The organism is Providencia sp. PROV202, from assembly GCF_028479565.1.
Lineage (GTDB): Bacteria > Pseudomonadota > Gammaproteobacteria > Enterobacterales > Enterobacteriaceae > Providencia > Providencia zhijiangensis.
In genome coordinates this window covers 314691-334909 of the sequence record NZ_JAMPNV010000011.1, presented here as the reverse complement: position 1 = coordinate 334909, position 20219 = coordinate 314691, and the positions used below count along the sequence as shown (strand labels likewise).

Below are 20219 nucleotides of genomic sequence, written 5' to 3'. Positions count from 1 at the left end.
GCCTATCCCTGTGTCACCCACTGTTGTAGTAAATGTTCTAGCGAAGCACTGAATCCCCACCACATGGCGGCGAGTATTAGGATGCCACCTACCCAACCAAACCAGTAAAGTCTGCGACGGCTAAACCGTAATTTAGGTTTTACGACGAGAGGTAATTCTGAAGCGATCAGATAGTCTGGAAGCTGAGTATTGAGTTGAGCGACGATGCGCTCACGCTCTGGTGCCTCTTTTTGGCGAAACTTACCGACAAACCCGAGGGTAAGCACGCGATGAAAACAGAGCAAAACATCAGGGTTAGGGGCGGTTTCATTTAAAATGCTGCGTAGGCGATCCCAAAGTTTGTCTCCCGCTTCTAATGTATTGAAGTAGCGTGCTTGCAAAGGAGATTGGATCCATGTGTTGTAGCCATCATCTTGGTGTTGGCGATTCATCACAGATTCATCAATTAGGGCACATTGAGCGTATTGCATATGTTCAATGGCGGATTCAGGGTAGCCATGTTCGAGCAGTTTTTGACGTGTTTCATCAATGAGTTGGCAAACGCGACGATAAAAATTATCCCCTTGAGTGATGGCGGTGCCTTGATGTAATTGACAAACCATCAGCCAAGTTTGGGCGAAGATCATGTCGATAGTATGGTGCGATGTTGTATTGTTCATGAGCGAAGTACCGCAAACAGCTCTAATTGAATGTCACCTAACGTGCTCGGAACATAGAACGCACATTGCCCAGAAGAGAGCATGGCTTGACCCGCAGGTGTTTCAATATCTAGCGCAAAATATTGATTTTCTAAGCGAAGAGGAACTGCCGTTGGGACATGGCTGAGCGGTTTCAATGGAATACCATTGAGTGCCACATTAACGACGTCAGCCACATCATCACTGCTACCCGCTTTGCAAAGGAGTGGAAATTGGGCGATCAATAAGTGAGCAGGCAATGATGAGCGAACCGATAAGTAAAAATCGGCTTCTTCACGTAATCGACCATCATGGAGTTGACCTTTCCAGAATGGACCTTCTTTCGCCAATTCAATGCTAATAACGCGAGAAGGCAAACTGGCTTCAAGCAGTGTATTTAACAAGGCAAAAAGAGGTGGAAAAACGAGCTCTGGCTGCTCATGTTTGTATAGCGGGATATCTTCCAGCTTACTCTCTAAGGAAAAAGTTAATAAGCTGCCCGCTAAACGAGCTAGCTCCCGATAGAGTAATTCAGGATGACGATGTAATGCCGTGCTGAGCTCATTGAGGACGGGTTCGGCACTATTGAGTGAATTCAGTAACCAAAACAGTGAAACATCAGCGACCACAAAGTCGGCCATTTTTTCATTACTTTCGCGACGTAGCGCCATTAAACGACGGCGCTTAGCCACTAAACGGTGCATAAACTCAGAAAGCAATGTTCGTAATTCAGCACTTCCTTGACAGGAAAGTAAGGGAGGAATGAAGTGGCTATCAAATTCCCACATTCCTTGAGCGTTGCGAATAAGGCGCGCAACAGGGCAGGTCATATAGGCTTCATTCTCATCATGAGCAAAACGCAGTGTTGCCACGTGACGTAACACGGCAATGTCTGTTTGCTCATGCCCTAATAAGTCTTGGACTTTAACCCATTCTTGGCTAAATCGGCGTGGGCGATCGGTTCCTGTTTCGGGAACTAAGTTTCCGCCATTGGCTAACATTAAAGGCAATGCCAGAACGATATCCAATGACTGGCGATCCGCATAATCATTGAGGGACAATACCGGAGGAAGGGCATCAGCTAAGGTTGTGTCAATCAGTGTGCCATCGTGAAAGCGCACCACGATTTTTTGGGCGCTTACGCGAGAGAGCGTTAATGCACTGACATCAAACTCGGTACTAATGACGCCCCACGTGGAGGCGATACCCATTTGTGCGACCACTTCAGCAACATGACCGTCCCAACGGGCTTGCTGTTGAAATTGCTGAGGGGCCAAAAAGGCCCCGTCTGTCCATAGGGGACGGTAGATTTTCATCCTGAATGACCTTTAATAACCGTTAGGCTTTTGCTTTAGGCATTTGTGAAACTAGCGATAAATCAACATCCATACCTTCGACTTGGAAGTGTGGAACCGCGTACAGTTTCACACGGAAAAAGCCCGGGTTATCTTCGATATCTTCAACAACCACTTTTGCATCACGCAGCGGGTGAGAAGCTTGTAAATCATCGCCTGGGTCGGTCATTTCAGTGACTAAGCCACGAACCCAGTTGTTGAGTTCTAATTCAAGTAAGCGTCTGTCTTTGGTCGTACCAATGTTTTCGCGTTGAATCAGCTTCAAGTAATGGGCGATACGGGACAGTAAGAAAATGTATGGCAAACGAGCGTTGATACGGCTGTTTGCGGTGGCATCAGCCGTATCGTATAACGCAGGCTTCTGCGCCGAGTTAGCAGAGAAGAAACAGGAGTAATCACGGTTTTTGTAGTAAGACAGCGGGATAAATCCAAGATTAGCGAACTCAAATTCACGGGTTTCAGGGATCATCACTTCGGATGGAATTTTGACCTGACTGCCCGTTCCTAAATCAAACAGGTGGATCGGAAGATCTTTAACAGCACCACCGGCTTGAGGTCCACGAATTTGTACGCACCAGCCATTGTTGATAAAGCTTTTCACCATGTTGGCAGCAAAAGCAAAGGTAGCGTTGGTCCACAGGTATTTCTCGTGGTCTGGGCCTTTAACTTCTTCAACGTAGTTGAAGCTACGAACAGGTACGGTATCTGGACCGTATGGCAGACGACCAAGCACACGAGGCATCGTTAAGCCGATATATCGAGCATCATCAGAGTCACGGAATGATTTCCACTTGATGTACTCAGCACGATCAAAATAGTTGCCAATATCTTTGATTGCCGCGACTTCTTCCATCGTCTCTTTACCGAAGAATTTTGGTCCTACAGAGCCGATAAATGGCATATGTGCGGATGCTGAGACTTTGGAGATGCTACGCAGTAAGGCGATATCTTGCGGGCTACGGTCAAACTCATAGTTAGAAATCATTGCTGCGATAGGTTCGCCACCTGGGGTGTCATATTCCGCAATGTAAGTATGGTGATAAAGGCCGCTTTGAATGACTTCTGGGCTATCTTCGAAATCTTGGCGTAAATCGTCTTTCGCAATATCTAGCAGTTCAATTTTGACGTTTTGACGAAAATCAGTGCGGTCAACGAGGAATTTCAAGCCACGCCAAGTGGATTCAACTTTTTGGAAGTCTTGGTGGTGCATGACTTCATCCAATTGTTGGCTGATTTGCTTATCAAGTTCAGCAATATGATGGTCGAGCAGGTTTCTATCTAAACGCTCGACTTTTTGACCTGATGATTTTAAACGATCGAGGAAGACTTGAACGGCGATAGTGACGCGTTCGTCAGCCGTTGTATCTGCCAAGGCTGTATTGTCTTGGAATGCGTTAATATCACTGATTGATGCGACTGGCGTTAAATTGATTTTTTCGAACAAAGAAGCGTAAACACCTTGATTTGAGGTGTCATCCAGCACAGTTGTTGCGCCTTGAGTTGATTCAGTTTTTACAGACATCAGCATAATCCTTTAATAATCCAAATTAATCTTTCTTCGGTGCTAGCTGTGCTAGTTCTTCACGAAGTTCATCACTGAGCTCTGGATCTTTAAGGATGTTTTCCAGTTCACGGCGGAACGTTGCGTTATCGAGGAGATTAGATTTCAGGTCACGCAGCAGATTGCGCATAGCTAACATTGCGCGTAGTTGAGGAATTTGACGGGCAACTTGTTCAGGCTCAAAATCTTTCATGTTTTTGAAAGAGAGGTTGATGCTTTCTTCACTTCCATCACCGGCAAGGGTGTTTTTCACCGTGAGGTTAATGGTTGGCGCAAATTCAGTGAGTACACTATTAAAGTTATTTTTATTGATATTCACTTTTTCGCGCTCAGATAATGCTCGATTATCTTGTCCATTGCTGTAGTCACCAACAGCTAATAATTTAAGTGGTAATTCCACTTTTTTCTGCGCACCACCCGTGTGCAAGTCTAATTTGATATTAACCCGAGCCTTCGGTACTTCATTTTGGAAGCTATCTGACATTTTAGGAGTCCTTTAGTGGCATTACTCGCTTTAAATATGAATTATTGGTAAATGAAATATATTCTTAAACTTTAATTTGGCTTAAATCAGTTTGCTATTTTATATAATTTTAAGACTGATAGATCAAGGTTTCTAATGGATATGATTTTATGTTTGAGTACGACGTAACGTATTTTTACGTATTAGCAGCTATTAAATTAATTAAAAACCATTTAAAATCATAGTTGATGTGTGTTTACAATGAATGTGAGTGAATAATTGGCAGGAGATCTAGAAGGGTAAAAATAGAGAGTATTCTTAAGAAATTTAGAATATATAAATAATTCTACACATAAAGGGAGTGATATCGGACGATAATATAGACGAACTACTATTCGTGGAGTTATTTCTAATTTTTAATATAAATCGTTAATTAAAGCTAAAAATAAAGTGTAAAAAAATGTGTAGTGAATATAAATGACTCGCAAAATTTAAAATAAAGCATAATGGATGATTATGCTAAATTAATTTGGTTTACTAAGATTTATTCCGGATTATTTAAAAAATAATTTTGTTGAGTGAGGTATTGCACAAAATTTAGATAGTTTTCGTGTGAATCAAACGCTCGTTTTGGGAAAATAAAGGCGCTAGTTCTATCAATAAATAGATAATGTGTATCTCCATTTTGTTTTATAAAACGCATTGAATTCCAATTGTAGTGCCATAAACCATAAGCACTCTCAATGTGTAATCCATTCTCATCTGCTGTGAATGTTTTTGTGCAGAAAGTCGAGCTATCCGCATCAGGAATCGCTTTGTTCAATGTTTTAAACAAACGTATTGCAAAGATGGCATAAAGTAATATCGCCATCAGAACAGCGACAATAAATTGCCCCATATTAAGCTCGATATCAAAATGCTGGAGCAAGGTGAATACCCCTCCCATGATGGCAAAGAAAGCCAAATAGAGCAGAGTATAAGTGAGCAAACTGCGGTTTTTGGGTAAAAAGTAGTTATTTTTATGGCAGTAGCGGCTAAAGGCGATAAATTCTTGGCGTGATAATGCAACTGTGACGGATAGCGACATGCTGTATAACTCAATAAAAGGTTAAAAGAATAGTGGCTATTATTCCGATAGCAATGCAATTTGGCTATCAGATAATGGTTAAAGAAAGGGAAACATTGAATAACAAAAAGCCAACCGAAAAGGCTGGCTTGAGTGAGAATTTGGTCGGCACGAGAGGATTTGAACCTCCGACCCCGGACACCCCATGACCGTGCGCTACCAAGCTGCGCTACGTGCCGATTAATGAATACACGCCTTTACAACAAGGGCTTTAGGCAAAAAATATACTACTCAAAACATTGGCAAAATCAAGAGCAAATTCATATGACTGATTGAAATTTAAGCGCTAATTTTCATTGAAGCGTTTAAGTTCAGTGAAGATTTTCAGTAGCTCAGCAAGGTCTGGTTTGTCGTCAGTCTGCTCGTTGCCTTGTGGGTCATAGATATTAAATTGACCATTATGATCCATATACATGGTCGCGCTGTTGGTGGTAATGACGACATCGCTTTTATCGCCAGTGATCACCCACGGATAAGTGCGCTGCGCACTGAAGAGATCTTCACCTTGGCTGTAATCATCAGGCGGGTTATTAACATGTAACACACGCTGCATGAGGGTGGTCATTACGTCTTGATGGCTAGTCAGCTTATCAATTTGTTGTGCTGGAGTATTCGGCCAGTAGATAAATAACGGAACTTGCATACTGTCACGGTTAAAGTGTTTCTTATTCACCCAATCAGTCTCTTGCGAACCGTTACTGTTGTAGTTTGCTGTGATCACCACAATGGTATTGTTAAGCTTGTTCTGGCTCTTTAACGTCTCAATGACTTGACTGATTTGGTTATCCGTTTGATGACTTCCCGGCGCTCCCTTGATATTTAAGAATGAGAACCAAGGAGAGCCATGTTTCACGTTATCTAGCCATAAATTCCACTGTGCAATAGTTTGTTTGTCACTGTCCGATGCTTTTGTTGGCAAAGAGTAATCAGACAAAATCGCTTGTCGGAATAATGGTGAGCTAAACCCATCAGTGGAGAATAAACCAAACTGATAGCCTTGATGCTGTAAAGCTTCAATCAAGACAGAAGGGTGGCGTCCATTGAGAATATTATCAATATAACTTGAGGAGATACCGTAGAACAGCCCAAATAGGGCGGTGTCATTACGTAACCCAGAAGTATAGTGATTGGTAAATTGGGAGCTGATATTTTTGAACTCTTTCAGTGAGTTCATTTGGTTTTGCTGAGAAACATTACCTAAATCATCGACAACCAATAAAAGTAAATTGTAACCCGTACCTTGGTCTTGGTAGCTAAGTGGCTTCAATGGGTACTGAAGTTTCAGTGCAGTTGGGCTACCTTGCTGGAAGACACGATTTTGATGTGCAGTCAGGTCGAGTAGCCCATATTTATCAAGAAGTTTACGCGCTGTCATTGGTTGAGACAGCGGGTAGTTATAGCGTTGCATCGTGATCGGGCGATAAAAATTGGCATCCGCCCACGCATACATTAAATGCGACATCACAAACGTTGCGATGAATAGGCCTGCCAGTGGGCGCCCAAATGTTTGACGACTTAAGCTGCGTAATTTTTGCCAGCTCCAGGTCGCAAATAACATCTCAACCAAAAAGATAATGGGGATACTGATGAACATCAGTTGCCATTCGCGTGCCATTTCACCTTTTGCGGGGTTAATCACTAAATCCCAAACCTGAGGCGTAAGATGGAGGCCAAATTGGCTAAAGACGCGAATATCAAAGAGTAATAAGGTGAGTCCCGCGGTGGCTAGCGCCACACAAATAACCCTCAACAATCGTTGGGACATAACGATAAAGGTCAGTGGAAAGATGATTAGCAAGTAAGTGGCGAACACCACAAAACTGAAATGACCCAACCAACTGACGAAGGCATAAGCGCGACCAGCGAAGGTGTCTGGCCAGTCAAAAATAAACAGATAGCTGCTACTTAGCAAAAGGCAAAGTAGTATATTAAAAAGTGCAAACCAGTGCCCCCAACCAATCATGTTGGAGACTTTATCACGGTAGCGCTGATGGGTGACCATGCTGTTTATTTATCAACCAAATTAGTGTGATTTATCTTCTTGTACAGAAGAAAGTAATGCATTGGCAAAAGACTCTGCAATCATTTTACGCTGAGCAGGGGCGACAGACGTATTGAGCAGATTGGTAACCATGTTACCAAGTACCATTAATGATAGATCAACGGGAGTATGGTTTTTTTCTAACACACTAACAAGGTCAGACAGTAAACCTTCAACTTTTTCATCACTATAGCGAGATGATTGTGGCATAAATTATGACATCCTAAATTAATGAAAGCTCCATATGATAGCCCATTGTGGGTGACTTTTCTTCTTTCTTTAAACAAATTTTCGTTTAATTGATAATAATGTTTATTTAGATCACCGAAGTGGATAATAGTTCGCCACAAAAGTAATAAAAAAATGGCGGTTAACGGTTTCAGTTGCAGACAAATACTAACAGTGTTTGAATACGCGACATTATTTCTGCTAGCGAAAGGAGCCAACAATGAGTCTGGAAATTACCCAGATAGCGTTACACCAGTTGATTAAACGAGATGAACAGACCTTAGAAGTCATGTTGCGTGATTCGTTATTGACGACAGACAATGTTGTGCAAGACATGATGGCAGAATTACATCGTGTATACAGTGCAAAAAGTAAGGCATTTGGTGAGTTTAACGAAGAGAGTGAACTTGCTGAAGCGTTAACGTTACTGCGTAAGGGCGAAGAAGAGTTTTTAGGCTTTAGCCGCGCAATGACCGTGCGTTTAAAAGATGAGCTGGCAAAATACCCGTTTGCTGAAGGCGGCATCGTTCTTTTTTGCCAATATCGTTACTTGGCAGTGGAATACCTGTTGATTGCCGTACTGAATAGCTGCGATAGCATGTTTGTGACCGAATCCCTCGATTTAGGTACGACTCATTACTTAGATATTCCTCATGCGGATATTGTGGCGCGTATTGATTTGACTGAATGGGAAACCAATCCAGAATCGAAGCGTTATCTGACTTTCCTTAAAGGGCGAGTAGGGCGTAAAGTATCTGATTTCTTTATGGATTTCTTGGCTGCATCTGAAGGTTTGAATGCGAAGGTGCAGAATAAAGGGTTAGTCCAAGCATTGGATGATTTTTGTGATAATGCACAAATGGATAAAAACACTCGCCAAGCCTATCGCCAGCAAGTCCATAGCTATTGCAGTGAGCAATTGCAATCAGGCGAAGAAATTGAGTTGAAAGAACTCTCGAAAGAGTTACCGATGGTGGAAGAGCAAAGCTTTGAAGATTTCACTCGCCAAAATGATTATCAATTGGAAGAGAGTTTTCCTGCTGATCGCGGTACTTTAAAGCAGTTGACGAAATTTTCAGGTAGTGGTGGGGGAATTACGATTAGCTTTGACGCGATGTTAATGGGAGAGCGTATTTTCTGGGATCCTGTAACAGACACATTGACTATTCGTGGAACTCCGCCAAATTTACGTGACCAGTTGCAACGTCGCGGTAATAAATAGTGAACGATAGATTTTCTATAGAAATCTTACGTTAGAAATCTTACGTTAGAAATAAATAACGCCGCAATTGCGGCGTTATTTACTCGGCGTCCCGAAAAAACTTTAAAGCTCGGCTATGGGCTTAATTAAGCGCGCAGGAAGTCAATGTGCGTCACTTTTGGCTTAAATGGGTGACGTTGAACAGCCTGAACTTTTACTTTAGTTTCTTTACCATCGATAACCAGAGTCAGAACTTCGTAAAATTCTGCTTTGCTTTCTTGGTTAATGATTTCATCGTGGTTCAGAGTAACAGAGATAGCTTCTTGGTTGCCACCGTAAACGATAGCTGGCAGTTGGTTAGCTCTGCGCAGGCGGCGGCTCGCACCCTTACCCTGCTCTTTACGTTCAATTGCATTGATAGTTAACATTACAATTTCTCTATAAAAGAAAAAATAAAAATCCTGCTACAGGCGACCCAGCAGCAGGTTCGAGATTTGGCCCTGTAACATCATTTCGCGAAGCGAGACATACAAAGGCGGGCGGCATTTTAACGAAAAAACGGCTAGCGGGCAATCATTAAGATCATTATCTTTCTGACTTGGCATGATTTATTCATCATTAATCGCGTTTTTTCTGATTATCTTAATGATGCAGCAAGACGGAAACGTCCCTGATAATCAAAGATTTTTTCTCTAATCTCCCAGTAGCTTTCTTTTTTTCGCGCAACAATAAATTGCGGGTAACGTAATAATGCTTGTTGTGAAATTATGTCGTTCGCATTATTCCAATGGAAGGGAACGCCAGGGGCACGGTGATGTTCGCGTAAAAATCGGAATTCAAATGCGCGTTTTTGAGCGGAGGTGGTGAGTCTAAAACGCTCAGACACCGACGTGCCATCCTCATCATAGTAAGTGATTTTCAGCCATTCGCCTTTTGCATCCGAGCCTGAAGTGAGTTCCATTCCCCCGCAGCGTAAAATTAGCGCATCTTTAAGCCGTAAAGCGGCTTTAAGCATATCATCGGGGTCAGTAAGGACTTCTTGGCATTTATGGCAACGCCGTGCGGCAATGTCATTTTCAGCACCGCAATGAGGGCATTGTTTAAATCGAAAGCGAAACTCGCATTGTTGTTTTCGCCCATGCTCATCTTCTTCCCATCCCTGACAACGGCGCCCGTAGTGCTCGACAATTTGACCATCTGCAGTACATTTTCCCCAAAAAACATTGGCAAATTGACACAGTGGACAGAAAACTTGGACTGGAACGCTGGTGGAGTTGGGTTTGCTGCTACCTACTTCGGGGCGAAAGAGGTCATGAGGATTTCCGGCATAGTCCAGAATTAGGCACTGTTTCTTTCCTTCACTCAAACGTAAGCCACGTCCAACGATTTGCTGATATAAGCTGATGGACTCTGTTGGACGTAAGATGGCAATTACGTCTACGTGTGGCGCATCAAAACCTGTGGTCAGTACTGAAACGTTGACAAGATAATGTAATTGCTTGTTTTTAAATTGCTGAATGATGTTTTGGCGCTCAAGGGATGGTGTCTCTGCGGTGACTAATGCCGCGGTATCTTGAGGTAAATAACTTAGGATCTCTTTAGCATGTTCAACCGTAGCGGCAAAAATCATGCATCCTTGTAACGGTGTGGCATATTCAATAATCTGCGTCACAATTTTTGGTGTAATTCGCTGCTGTTTTTTGAGGGATAAATTGAGTTCTTGCTCGCTAAAAATTCCCGATTGGTTAACCGATACCTGACTAAAATCATATTGCAGCACTGGCATATCAAGGCGTTCAGGGGGAACCAAAAATTGGTTTTTGATCATGTAATGCAGCGGCAATTCATAGATACAATCACGGAAAAAACAGCGTTCATCCCCTTTAACCATTCCGTGGTAGTGGTATTGGTAAATCCACCCATGCCCTAGGCGATAGGGAGTCGCGGTCAAACCTAAAATGCGCAGTGCAGCGTTATGCTTTTGTAAGCTTAGGATAATTTGTTGATACTGACTTTCTTCGTTTAAGCTGATGCGATGACATTCATCGATGATAACTAAAGAGAATTTGTCGTCAAAGTGTTCAAGATTACGCGCTACCGATTGTACGCTCCCAAAGACCACTTTACTGTGGGATTCTTTGCGATTGAGGCCTGCTGCGAAGATATCAGCTTCTAGACCATAAGTTAGATATTTGGCGTGGTTTTGCTCAACTAACTCTTTGACATGGGCTAAAACTAATACGCGCCCACGAGCCAGCCTCGCTAATTCTGCGATCACTAAGCTTTTTCCTGCTCCTGTCGGGAGCACAATCACCGCAGGTGTAGTGTGACGTCGAAAGTACTGGATTGTCGCGTCAACGGCTTCTTGTTGGTAAGGGCGTAAAGTAAAACGGGATGAGGCTGCAGGCATATGAGTTAGTTTTTTCAAAAAAGTCAGATTATTAATGTTAAATTTAAGTTAGATCCGTGGCTAGGTCTAAATTTAAGCGTTCCCTTTGCTGTGCTATCACTTGTAACAGGTTATTGGTATAATAAATTATGTGATAGTAATCACAGCAATCCATCTTTCTATCTTATGACAGCGCGGTGCTATTGTACCTCTCGCTGACATTCCATCAAGTTAAGAGAATCTATGCGACTGGATAAATTTTTGTCCCAGCAACTTGGGATAAGCCGGAGTTTGGTGGCGCGTGAGCTGCGTGCTGGTAATGTCATGGTTGACGATGAAGTAGTAAAATCAGGTTCGATGCAGGTGGGTCTTGATAATGAAGTTGCCTATGATGGCAATGTGTTAGTGCAAGTTACGGGGCCTCGCTATTTTATGCTCAATAAGCCTGAAGGCTATGTTTGCTCAACCGATGACCCAACGCACCCAACTATTCTCTATTTTATTGATGAGCCCATCGCCCAAAAACTGCATGCAGCAGGTCGCTTAGATATTGATACGACTGGGCTAGTGTTATTAACGGATGATGGTCAGTGGTCTCATCGCATCACCTCACCAAAACATCATTGTGAGAAAACCTACCGAGTTCAACTGAGTGAAGATATCGCGGATGATGTCGCGGCACAGTTTGAACAAGGCGTCATGTTAAATGGCGAAAAATCACTCACGAAACCTGCGCAGCTGGAAATTATCTCTCCACGTGATGTCCGACTGACAATCAGTGAAGGGCGCTATCATCAAGTTAAACGAATGTTTGCGGCAGTCGGAAATCATGTGTGTGGTTTGCATCGTGAGCGAGTGGGGGAAATTCGTTTAGATGAGCAGTTAGAGCCGGGTGAATACCGCCCACTGACGGAAGCAGAGATTGAAAGTATTACGGTTCCCCGTTAATGATGTCATAGCAGGAGTTAATAAGTGCAACAACAGCGTTCATCCTATTTGGGGCTGATTTTAATTTTAGGTTTGCTATCAATGCTAATGCCATTAGCGATTGATATGTATTTACCGAGTTTCCCTGCAATGACAGGTTACTTTAATGTAGATGAAGGGCGCATTCAGATGACCCTGAACAGCTACATTTTTGGTTTTGCAATTGGTCAGCTTTTTTATGGTCCGATGGCGGATAGTTTAGGACGCAAACCCGTCATTTTAGGTGGGGTGATTGTCTTTGCACTAGCCTCTGCGGCTTGTGCTGTTGCAGAATCTATCGATACATTTATCTGGCTGCGTTTCCTTCATGGATTTGCGGCAGCCGCAGCCAGCGTCGTGATCAACGCCTTAATGCGTGACATGTTTACTAAAGATGAATTTTCCAGAAGTATGTCTTTCGTCGTGTTAGTGATGACCATTGCACCGTTGATGGCACCTATCATGGGCGGCGAAATGATGCGCTGGTTCTCATGGCATGCCATTTTCTGGAGCATTGCGATTGCAGCTGTCATCGCTGTGGTGCTGGTTAGTTTATTTATCCGAGAAACGCTACCGGTTGAAAGGCGACAAAAATTCCATATCGGAACTACATTACGCCAGTTTGCGACGTTATTTAGAGCCCGCCAAGTGTTGTTCTATATTTTGGCCAGCTCATTTTCGTTTTCCGGTATGTTTTCTTTCTTGAATGCAGGGTCATTTGTCTATATCGACCTTAATGGGGTATCGCCTCAACATTTTGGCTATTACTTTGGCATTAATATTGTCTTCTTATTTATTATGACGACGATTAACGGCAAATTTGTAAGGCAATTTGGCGCTGAGCGAATGTTATATTTTGGGATTATTGTTCAGTTCGTTATGGGAATATGGTTATTAACGACGACAGCATTGGGTATGGATTTCTGGACATTAGTGATTGGCGTCGCGATTTATGTGAGTGGGATTGCCATGATCACCTCAAACTCGATGGCAGTGATCCTCGATAATTACCCTCATATTGCAGGAACAGTTTCTTCACTTGCAGGCACAATTCGCTTTTCTATTGGTGCATTGGTGGGAACGCTGTTATCAATGATCCCAGCTAAAAATGCATGGCCGATGGTAGGCTCGATGGTAGGCTGTGTGGCACTTTCCATGTTATTTGTGCTTTTAGCGAAACGCGCAAAATAGCACTCCTTATTGAATCAGTTTCAAGGATGAAACTGATAAATCCATTAGTTTCCTTCAATGACTTATATCATTCTGATTTATCTCACGAATGCACTATTCACAATACCTATAGATTAACCTGCGTGATACATCGATAAAACTGACTAATTACGCAAGGTAATTAAAGTATTTATCAAGAAATGATCCATATCAATTATCTTAAGTCGAATATTTGTTAAATTTCTGTTTTCAATGAAAGGTGGGACTCACTTTCTAATGATCCGAAATAAGGTTACATGAGCTTAAAAAATAGATAATTGTTAATATATTTGAGTAATAATGTAAAAAATAAATTGATTTATTATAGTTTGTTTTGAAGGTTATTCTCAAAATTTGTTTAAAAATTAACTTTTTTGTCAAAAAAATTCGTATGCAATGATGTGTGTCACAAAAATTTAACGACATGCTACTTTTTTAATGTTATATTTAAGTTCTTGCTTTTAACATTCATGTTACTTTTTAGTTGGGTTAAAAGTTCGGTTTGAACGAGGATTTCTTTAAGACTTATGTAGCTCTATTCGCTCTCTAATATAGAGAGAGGTACAAGGAAGAGGGACGTTGTCTCTTGGGGGAGTTTCAGTATCTAAAAGAATCGATATTCATTGAGTGAAATGTAAATTAAATGGCGATTTAGCTAGTCAATTTACTTGGCAAAATGATGACATATTTTAATAGGAAATTTTTGTGGAAAAATTAGGTCTTTCGGTGGTGCACAGGCTGCCGCAAAGCTATCGCTGGTTATCGGGAAAAATAGGTACGGATGTTGAGGTTGTGCCTATGAATGATATTAATAGCGATAAGCTAGTGGGGCTAAAATTGCTGAGCCACGACTGTGCAACAGATTGTATTGCAATGAAGCATTTGTCTGAATCGTTATCGGAAATGCAGATCGATAACGCCATTTTAGAATGGCAAAAAGAGATGTGTTTATTTATCCGAGCGAGTGATGAGCTAACAGCAATGTGCCGTTTAAAAGCATCGGGTGTTGCTATCGCAGAAATGGCTTCTGGTTTCTATTGTGCCTAACGGCATTGAGACTATTTAATATTAAGGTCGTCTTTATGATATTCGGCCCAATAAAAAAGCTTCCGGTTTAGAGCCTGGAAGCTTTTTTATTGGCAAGGTATCTATATATTACTGCATTAATGTTTCTGGGTCTTAGGAACCATTAACCACACGGCGGCTTGCGTAATAACGCTTGCTCCAATAATCGTTAGTCATTTCAGAAACGATAACGCCATTGCTTGTAGAGGCGTGAACAAATTTATTGTCCCCGATATAAATCCCTACATGCTTCATCGTGCGACCTGTTTTAAACAGAACTAAGTCACCCGCTCTTAAATTATTGCGTTTTACACTTTTACCTGAAGATTCTTGTTCAGAGGTAGTACGTGGTAATTGCACGCCAAATTGCTCGAGGAAAGTACGTTGTACAAAGCTAGAACAGTCAATACCACTTTTAGTGGTTCCACCTAGACGGTAGCTTACGCCTTTCCAGCTTGCATATTGATCCATGATTTTGGATTTGGTATCAACACTTCTGACTAAATCTTCGAATTCATCTTGAGATGCCATTGCGAGTGAGTCATTCGATGTTGCGTTTAACATGCGAACATCTGAAGATCTTGCGGTAGTTTGACCATTCTTCGATGTTTTCGGTGCCGTACATGCTGAAAGCGTTACGGCAATTGCGACTGCCGGAACAATGCGCCAGACATAGCGCTTAAATTTTTCAGAAGTTAACATTAATAGAATATCCCTTGCCATTTTATTTATTGCTGTGTGGAAACTACACAACACACTTAAACTGATCCCTGTGAAAAACGCATTTTAACGACTGAGTGTATTTTTCGCAGAAAGTGTTTATGTATTGAACAAATTATGCTCTAAATTAGCAGCTGTCTTGTGCTCTAACACCTGTTGATTATAAAAAGATAATCAGAAGCTGCTAAAAATCGTACTTATTTTATATATTTGGCTGATGAATATTGAGTTCTTTAACCAAACATAAAGAATATACATAAACAAAGCTGAAATGGCGAGTTAATAGGGGGATAATTTACAAAACATTATATAAAACGAGAGATCCATCATTAACTTGCCTTCAGAATGCGAATAATCCAGTTTTTTTGCGCCCTTACAGAGACCGTTCTCAAAGAAAATATGATCATAGTCACATTTCTTATCTAATATCTTTATAAAAACAGTGGGGATTTTTTAAATTTCAATCTGAATTGTAAAGAAGTTTAAATTTATATTATTTGTCACCTAAATGTAAAAGCAATTGGCTGTATCCGATAGGTATATGTTGCGGATATTCTTACTACATTATCGTGTGTTTTTTATGCATTAGTCTTCAAGTTAAGAAAGCTAAACAGCTATGTTCACCATTAGGTGCTATGAAGTTTCACGCTTTTAATAAGTGAAAGGAATTAAATAGATTAAATTTTCACTAAGAAAATGAATTTATATAGAGAGTTGTTTATAGCTGTTCTGATTAATAAATATCAAATTTGATTGTTGGAGTAGATGACTGGTTTTAATAAAATACAGAGTGATTTGTTATATAAATGAAATTAGTTTCAATGGGATTTATTGCGTCTAAGTTAAATTAAAGGCGTTAAAGGTCGTGTCCATCCTTTGGGGTTATTTGAAAATAAAAAATAGCGACCATAAGTGGAATAACTATTCCCCTCCGCAAATTAAGCTTATATCCGAAATTTATTAAGTAATGCATCAATTAGATGTAAATAAATTTTAGTAATTGACGATAACTTAATTTTAAGCGGAGAAATTCTTGTGGATCACTCAGTAAAAAAAATAACATTAGCAGTATTTTCTTTAATGGCATTAACATTCGGTATGCACGCTAAGGCGTCTACGCACAGCGAAGCAAAACCCGTTTCATCAGGCACAATCCACTTTGTTGGCGCAATTGTCGCATCACCTTGTGTTATCACGAGTATTGAGCAGAGCATTGATACAAAATGCTGGAATGATGATGGCGTCGTTAAAACGACCTCAGTAAAGTTTAATAAATTAAGTGAAAAAGGGACTGTGCTTCCAAATCAAAAAGGAACTCAAACATTTAAATGGATTAACAAGGAAAATAAAATAGGGGTTTACACGGTTATTTATGACTAATAACTAAATTTTCATATTTATATTAATTTTTGAATATTAAATGGAATGCTATTCTAGGATGAATTGGTGATGTTTATTTATAATGATGCCTATGGGCGGAATGCCCATAGGTAATGTAAGCTTATTTTCTTATTAAGAAAATAGGGCGAAATAATTAATCACAACGGCCCATATAACGGCGTTCAGGAATATGAATACGGATTTTTTCACCGGTCGTTATATATTCAGGAACTTGAACGGTTAAGCCTGTCGGCATTGTTGCAGGTTTAGTACGAGCACTCGCAGAAGCGCCTTTAATTCCTGGTGTTGTTTCAGCAATCACCATATCGACAGTTTGTGGTAATTCAAGTGCTAGAACTTGCCCATCCATTGTTAAAACCTGCATTCCTGGTAAACCTTCTTCAGGAATAAATAACAGCTCTTCTTCAATATCAGATTTTTTAAAGATATATGGGGTATAGTCTTCATTGTCCATGAACACATACTCATCACCATCAATATAAGAGAAGCTTACCGCACGGCGAGTGAGTGAAATTGTGTCTAAAATATCATCACCTTTGAAGCGCTCTTCAACTTTTTGGCCAGTTTTGATATCGGTAAAGCGCATTTTATACAGTGTACTTGCGCCACGAGCGCTTGGGGATTGGATATCAATGTCTTTAACCAGCAGTAATTTCCCGTTGTAGTTTATTGCAAAACCACGTTTGATTTCGTTGGCCTTGGCCATAAATAACCTTCTTTGTTATTGTCAAAAAGAGTTCGACAAAATTACTCGCAGATAAGGGATTAGGCAAGATGTTAACATCAAAAAAATCCCTAGTTTTCACGCTAGGGATCTCTTTTTAACCAATGATTGTCTTTGAATAACTTAATAGACAGGTAATAAACCTAACAGAGACAAAATATGTGCTGCTGCGTTAATCAAACCAAATAAGATGACGAACCCAATCACAAAGCTTCCGCCAGGTGTTCGATAGCTATTATTGGGAAAACGCTTACGGCTTGCTCTTGCCATCATGGCAGGGACAATGACCGCCCAAATAGTGGCTGCGAGTCCTGCAAAACCAATGGCATAAATAAAGCCGTTAGGGAACGCTAAACCTAAAATTGTTGGTGGTAAGAAGGTAATAATAACCGATTTAAAACGCCCTTGATGGCTATCGTTAAATTTAAAGAAGTCAGCGATAAAATCAAATAAGCCAAGGGAAACGCCTAAAAACGAACTTGCTAATGCCATGTAAGAGAACAGCGTTAAAAATTGCGAAATAAAGCTACTCTGTGCGGAAATATTCATTTGATTCAGCAACGCGCCAATATTGTTACCATTTTCTCTGATCGCAATAAAGGACGAACGTGGAATATTACCTTGGATAGCATACTGCCATAAGATGTAGATAGTGACAGTAATTCCTGCGCCGTACACTAAGCTCAACATGACACTACGGCTGTCTTTATTGTAGTACTTCACTAATCCCGGCACGTTACCGTGATAACCAAAAGAGGTTAGTAAATAAGGCAACGCAGCTAATGCATAAGGTAAATATTCACTTTGACTATTTTCATATTGGTCGAAAAGAATCAACGGTGAGGCGGTAGTGACCATGCCGCCGATGGACATCACAAATGTGATCACCATCCCGCCAATTAAAATCGTACTTAACCTATCAACTGCACGGGTAGATAACCAAACAAAAAACGCGATAACGACTGCAAAAACAAAGCCAGAAAGCGCTTGTGGAACTTGAACATATTTTGAAATGTTCTCAGTAATGATCGAGCTACCCGCCGAAATATAGGCATAGGTTAAAATATACAACACAAACGTGATGGAGAGAGTGTTAATGGTATTCCAGCCAGAACCTAATAAATCCTTCACCATGGTATGAAAACTAGCACCTGCTGGGTAATTCATATTGGCTTCTAAAATCATTAATCCTGATAACAACATACAGATAAATGTGTAGATCAGTAAGACAACTGAACCGGAAAACCAAACACCTGAAGTCACCATCGGAATAGAAAACATACCTGCACCGACTGCGGTACCGGCTATGATCATTGAGCCGCCTAAAATAGAGGGGCGCTTTGGTGGTTTTGTTACATCGGCTTCCATGATGACTCCTGAATGATTGTTTCACTGTACTAGCTGAACGATACATTAGGTCGGAAATAATGTAAACATCTAAAAGATAATAAAATAAAAAATAGTTAAGAGTGGTTATTATATGCGCAAGCAGTGTGATGCTTGTGCATATTGGGTTTAGATATGCGGCTGATAGAAACGTTTACTGAGCCATAATTCGACAGCATTACGGCTAGCTTCAAAATGAGGTTCTGGTAATGGGTCAGTTGGGGAGATCCACAACAGACTTTCGCATTTATCCGCTTCCATGATCTGCGGGGCAACTTTCCCGTTATATTCCACATGCATACAGATAGAAACCGTATGTTTACCTTCTTGTCGGAACGTTTCGATATTATTGCTGAGACCAAATACAGTTGGGGCATCGATATCAATACCAATCTCTTCTTTTATTTCACGGATTGCGCAGGCTTCAAAAGATTCTCCAGGGTCAACGTGGCCTCCGAAAATAGACCAGTAAGGCGCATGTTGGCTGCTACGTTTACCCAGTAGAATTTGCCCTTGGCCGTTCGTAATCAGTACACCGACACCAACAACAACATATTGAGGATCCGACATTATTTTTCCTTCTTCTTATTTTTATAAAGAAAGGAATTTTGCCACGTTACTTTCAAATTACAATCAGGAAAAAATACAAATATCACTGAAACCAACAGTTATTAATGTTATAACTATGCCCTTAAAATCTTGTGATAAGACTGTCTGCACGAAGACAATAATGATAAGGGAGATAAGTGGTTATGACTCGCCGGGTTGCTACAATTACATTAAATCCTGCTTATGACCTTGTGGGGCTATGCCCTTCCATCGAAGTCGGTGAAGTCAATTTAGTTAAGACCGCTAGTCTCAATGCTGGAGGTAAAGGGGTCAATGTGGGGAAAGTCCTGCGAGACCTTGGTATTGATATCACTGTTAGCGGCTTTATGGGTAAGGACAACCAAGAAGAATTCCAACATTTCTTTAGTGAAAATGGCATGGCAAACCGTTTTAGCATGGTGCCAGGTCGTACACGCATTAATGTTAAGCTCACAGAAAATAACGGTGAGTCGACAGACTTTAATTTCTCTGGTTTTGATGTCAGTAAAGAAGATTGGAACCGTTTTTCCACGGAATCCCTTAATTGGCTTGGTCATTTTGATATGGTGGTGGTCAGCGGAAGTTTACCTAACGGGATTGAACCTGAAGAGTTCACACGTTGGATGACTCGTCTACGTCAGTTATGCCCTTGTATTATCTTTGATAGCAGCCGCGAAGCATTAAAGGCGGGTCTGAAAGCATCACCATGGTTAGTTAAACCTAATCGTCAAGAGCTAGAAACATGGGTAGGGCGCAAATTACCGGATTTAAAAGATGTTATTGCGGCGGCACATGAGCTGCGCGATAAAGGCATTTCTCACGTGGTTATTTCCCTCGGTGAAGAAGGCGCTCTTTGGGTAAATGCTTCGGGGTCTTGGCTTGCTAAACCGCCTCAATGTGAAGTTGTCAGTACGGTAGGTGCTGGTGATTCAATGGTTGCAGGGTTAGCTTACGGTTTATTAAATGGTGAGACTAGCGAACATACACTCCGTATGGCAACTGCAATTTCTGCGTTATCAGTTTCTCAGCCTGATGTTGGTTTGAAAAACCGTAATAAACTGGCCGATATGATGGCAAAAATTGAGATGAAATCGCTGTAACTATTTTACGATTATTTCA

At 41.1% G+C, this 20219-nt stretch carries 19 protein-coding genes and 1 tRNA gene; 6 read left to right on the top strand and 14 right to left on the bottom strand.

From position 1 onward, the window contains the following. Positions 1-2: 2 nt before the first annotated feature. From tssL to PR799_RS08980, 8 genes are all read right to left on the bottom strand, one after another. On the bottom strand, positions 3-659 hold the full coding sequence (gene tssL / locus PR799_RS09015) for a type VI secretion system protein TssL, short form (RefSeq protein ID WP_272521761.1): 657 nt from the start codon (positions 657-659) through the stop codon (positions 3-5). Beyond that, positions 656-1993: a type VI secretion system baseplate subunit TssK gene (gene tssK, locus PR799_RS09010; protein WP_154627178.1), complete on the bottom strand. Its 1338-nt coding sequence runs from the start codon at positions 1991-1993 to the stop codon at positions 656-658. Before tssK ends, tssL begins: the two co-directional genes overlap by 4 nt. Before the next feature lie 22 nt (positions 1994-2015). After that, positions 2016-3560: a type VI secretion system contractile sheath large subunit gene (gene tssC / locus PR799_RS09005; RefSeq protein WP_272521759.1), complete on the bottom strand. Its 1545-nt coding sequence runs from the start codon at positions 3558-3560 to the stop codon at positions 2016-2018. Positions 3561-3579: 19 nt separating this feature from the next. After that, positions 3580-4077 carry a type VI secretion system contractile sheath small subunit gene (tssB, locus tag PR799_RS09000; RefSeq protein ID WP_036952987.1) on the bottom strand — a complete coding sequence of 166 codons (498 nt, stop codon included), beginning with the start codon at positions 4075-4077 and terminating at the stop codon, positions 3580-3582. Positions 4078-4600: 523 nt separating this feature from the next. Further along, the gene (locus tag PR799_RS08995) at positions 4601-5143 is read right to left on the bottom strand and encodes a YcxB family protein (RefSeq protein ID WP_154627176.1); all 543 of its coding nucleotides are present in this window, start codon (positions 5141-5143) and stop codon (positions 4601-4603) included. Positions 5144-5284: 141 nt separating this feature from the next. Further along, a tRNA-Pro gene (locus PR799_RS08990) sits at positions 5285-5361 on the bottom strand. Positions 5362-5468: 107 nt separating this feature from the next. Then, positions 5469-7184, bottom strand: coding sequence for an LPS biosynthesis-modulating metalloenzyme YejM (yejM, locus tag PR799_RS08985; protein WP_272521758.1), 1716 nt, complete (start codon positions 7182-7184; stop codon positions 5469-5471). Positions 7185-7205: 21 nt separating this feature from the next. Then, the gene (locus tag PR799_RS08980; RefSeq protein WP_108477939.1) at positions 7206-7433 is read right to left on the bottom strand and encodes a YejL family protein; all 228 of its coding nucleotides are present in this window, start codon (positions 7431-7433) and stop codon (positions 7206-7208) included. 238 nt (positions 7434-7671) lie between these two features. Between PR799_RS08980 and yejK the strand changes: the two genes are divergently transcribed. Then, positions 7672-8673 carry a nucleoid-associated protein YejK gene (gene yejK / locus PR799_RS08975; protein WP_108477940.1) on the top strand — a complete coding sequence of 334 codons (1002 nt, stop codon included), beginning with the start codon at positions 7672-7674 and terminating at the stop codon, positions 8671-8673. A 125-nt stretch (positions 8674-8798) separates the two neighbouring features. On the opposite strand, the gene rplY is transcribed toward yejK, so the two are convergent. After that, on the bottom strand, positions 8799-9080 hold the full coding sequence (rplY, locus tag PR799_RS08970; RefSeq protein ID WP_006660420.1) for a 50S ribosomal protein L25: 282 nt from the start codon (positions 9078-9080) through the stop codon (positions 8799-8801). A gap of 209 nt (positions 9081-9289) precedes the next feature. Further along, positions 9290-11062: a DEAD/DEAH box helicase gene (locus tag PR799_RS08965; protein WP_154627206.1), complete on the bottom strand. Its 1773-nt coding sequence runs from the start codon at positions 11060-11062 to the stop codon at positions 9290-9292. A 222-nt stretch (positions 11063-11284) separates the two neighbouring features. Between PR799_RS08965 and rsuA the strand changes: the two genes are divergently transcribed. The 3 genes from rsuA to PR799_RS08950 all read left to right on the top strand — a co-directional run bounded on the left by rsuA (position 11285) and on the right by PR799_RS08950 (position 14263). Continuing rightward, positions 11285-11989, top strand: a complete 705-nt coding sequence (rsuA, locus tag PR799_RS08960) for a 16S rRNA pseudouridine(516) synthase RsuA (RefSeq protein WP_154627174.1) — start codon at positions 11285-11287, stop codon at positions 11987-11989. 24 nt (positions 11990-12013) lie between these two features. Further along, on the top strand, positions 12014-13198 hold the full coding sequence (locus PR799_RS08955) for a Bcr/CflA family multidrug efflux MFS transporter (protein WP_036953002.1): 1185 nt from the start codon (positions 12014-12016) through the stop codon (positions 13196-13198). A gap of 723 nt (positions 13199-13921) precedes the next feature. Next, entirely contained in the window at positions 13922-14263 is a 342-nt protein-coding gene (locus tag PR799_RS08950; RefSeq protein WP_181477266.1) for a hypothetical protein, read from the top strand. Positions 14264-14395: 132 nt separating this feature from the next. Here PR799_RS08950 and mepS read toward each other — a convergent pair whose 3' ends face one another. Continuing rightward, a complete protein-coding gene (mepS, locus tag PR799_RS08945; protein ID WP_154603557.1) occupies positions 14396-14983 on the bottom strand; it encodes a bifunctional murein DD-endopeptidase/murein LD-carboxypeptidase in 588 nt (195 codons plus the stop codon). 1053 nt (positions 14984-16036) lie between these two features. Here mepS and PR799_RS08940 point away from each other — a divergent pair. After that, complete coding sequence (locus PR799_RS08940) at positions 16037-16381, top strand: hypothetical protein (protein ID WP_224057880.1); 345 nt, start codon at positions 16037-16039, stop codon at positions 16379-16381. 154 nt (positions 16382-16535) lie between these two features. Here PR799_RS08940 and yeiP read toward each other — a convergent pair whose 3' ends face one another. From yeiP to PR799_RS08925, 3 genes are all read right to left on the bottom strand, one after another. Then, positions 16536-17108 carry an elongation factor P-like protein YeiP gene (yeiP, locus tag PR799_RS08935; RefSeq protein WP_154603558.1) on the bottom strand — a complete coding sequence of 191 codons (573 nt, stop codon included), beginning with the start codon at positions 17106-17108 and terminating at the stop codon, positions 16536-16538. Between the two features lie 141 nt (positions 17109-17249). Next, positions 17250-18494: a tryptophan permease gene (gene mtr, locus PR799_RS08930; RefSeq protein WP_272521757.1), complete on the bottom strand. Its 1245-nt coding sequence runs from the start codon at positions 18492-18494 to the stop codon at positions 17250-17252. A 147-nt stretch (positions 18495-18641) separates the two neighbouring features. Beyond that, positions 18642-19082, bottom strand: a complete 441-nt coding sequence (locus tag PR799_RS08925; protein WP_272521756.1) for a nucleotide triphosphate diphosphatase NUDT15 — start codon at positions 19080-19082, stop codon at positions 18642-18644. A 182-nt stretch (positions 19083-19264) separates the two neighbouring features. Between PR799_RS08925 and fruK the strand changes: the two genes are divergently transcribed. After that, on the top strand, positions 19265-20200 hold the full coding sequence (gene fruK / locus PR799_RS08920; RefSeq protein ID WP_036953017.1) for a 1-phosphofructokinase: 936 nt from the start codon (positions 19265-19267) through the stop codon (positions 20198-20200). Positions 20201-20219: the final 19 nt, after the last annotated feature.

Excerpts from the sequence above, each read along its gene's own strand:
- tssL (WP_272521761.1), bottom strand. The coding sequence starts at position 659 with ATGAACAATACAACATCGCACCATACTATCGACATGATCTTCGCCCAA.
- tssK (WP_154627178.1), bottom strand. The coding sequence starts at position 1,993 with ATGAAAATCTACCGTCCCCTATGGACAGACGGGGCCTTTTTGGCCCCT.
- tssC (WP_272521759.1), bottom strand. The coding sequence starts at position 3,560 with ATGCTGATGTCTGTAAAAACTGAATCAACTCAAGGCGCAACAACTGTG.
- tssB (WP_036952987.1), bottom strand. The coding sequence starts at position 4,077 with ATGTCAGATAGCTTCCAAAATGAAGTACCGAAGGCTCGGGTTAATATC.
- PR799_RS08995 (WP_154627176.1), bottom strand. The coding sequence starts at position 5,143 with ATGTCGCTATCCGTCACAGTTGCATTATCACGCCAAGAATTTATCGCC.
- yejM (WP_272521758.1), bottom strand. The coding sequence starts at position 7,184 with ATGGTCACCCATCAGCGCTACCGTGATAAAGTCTCCAACATGATTGGT.
- PR799_RS08980 (WP_108477939.1), bottom strand. The coding sequence starts at position 7,433 with ATGCCACAATCATCTCGCTATAGTGATGAAAAAGTTGAAGGTTTACTG.
- yejK (WP_108477940.1), top strand. The coding sequence starts at position 7,672 with ATGAGTCTGGAAATTACCCAGATAGCGTTACACCAGTTGATTAAACGA.
- rplY (WP_006660420.1), bottom strand. The coding sequence starts at position 9,080 with ATGTTAACTATCAATGCAATTGAACGTAAAGAGCAGGGTAAGGGTGCG.
- PR799_RS08965 (WP_154627206.1), bottom strand. The coding sequence starts at position 11,062 with ATGCCTGCAGCCTCATCCCGTTTTACTTTACGCCCTTACCAACAAGAA.
- rsuA (WP_154627174.1), top strand. The coding sequence starts at position 11,285 with ATGCGACTGGATAAATTTTTGTCCCAGCAACTTGGGATAAGCCGGAGT.
- mepS (WP_154603557.1), bottom strand. The coding sequence starts at position 14,983 with ATGTTAACTTCTGAAAAATTTAAGCGCTATGTCTGGCGCATTGTTCCG.
- yeiP (WP_154603558.1), bottom strand. The coding sequence starts at position 17,108 with ATGGCCAAGGCCAACGAAATCAAACGTGGTTTTGCAATAAACTACAAC.
- mtr (WP_272521757.1), bottom strand. The coding sequence starts at position 18,494 with ATGGAAGCCGATGTAACAAAACCACCAAAGCGCCCCTCTATTTTAGGC.
- PR799_RS08925 (WP_272521756.1), bottom strand. The coding sequence starts at position 19,082 with ATGTCGGATCCTCAATATGTTGTTGTTGGTGTCGGTGTACTGATTACG.
- fruK (WP_036953017.1), top strand. The coding sequence starts at position 19,265 with ATGACTCGCCGGGTTGCTACAATTACATTAAATCCTGCTTATGACCTT.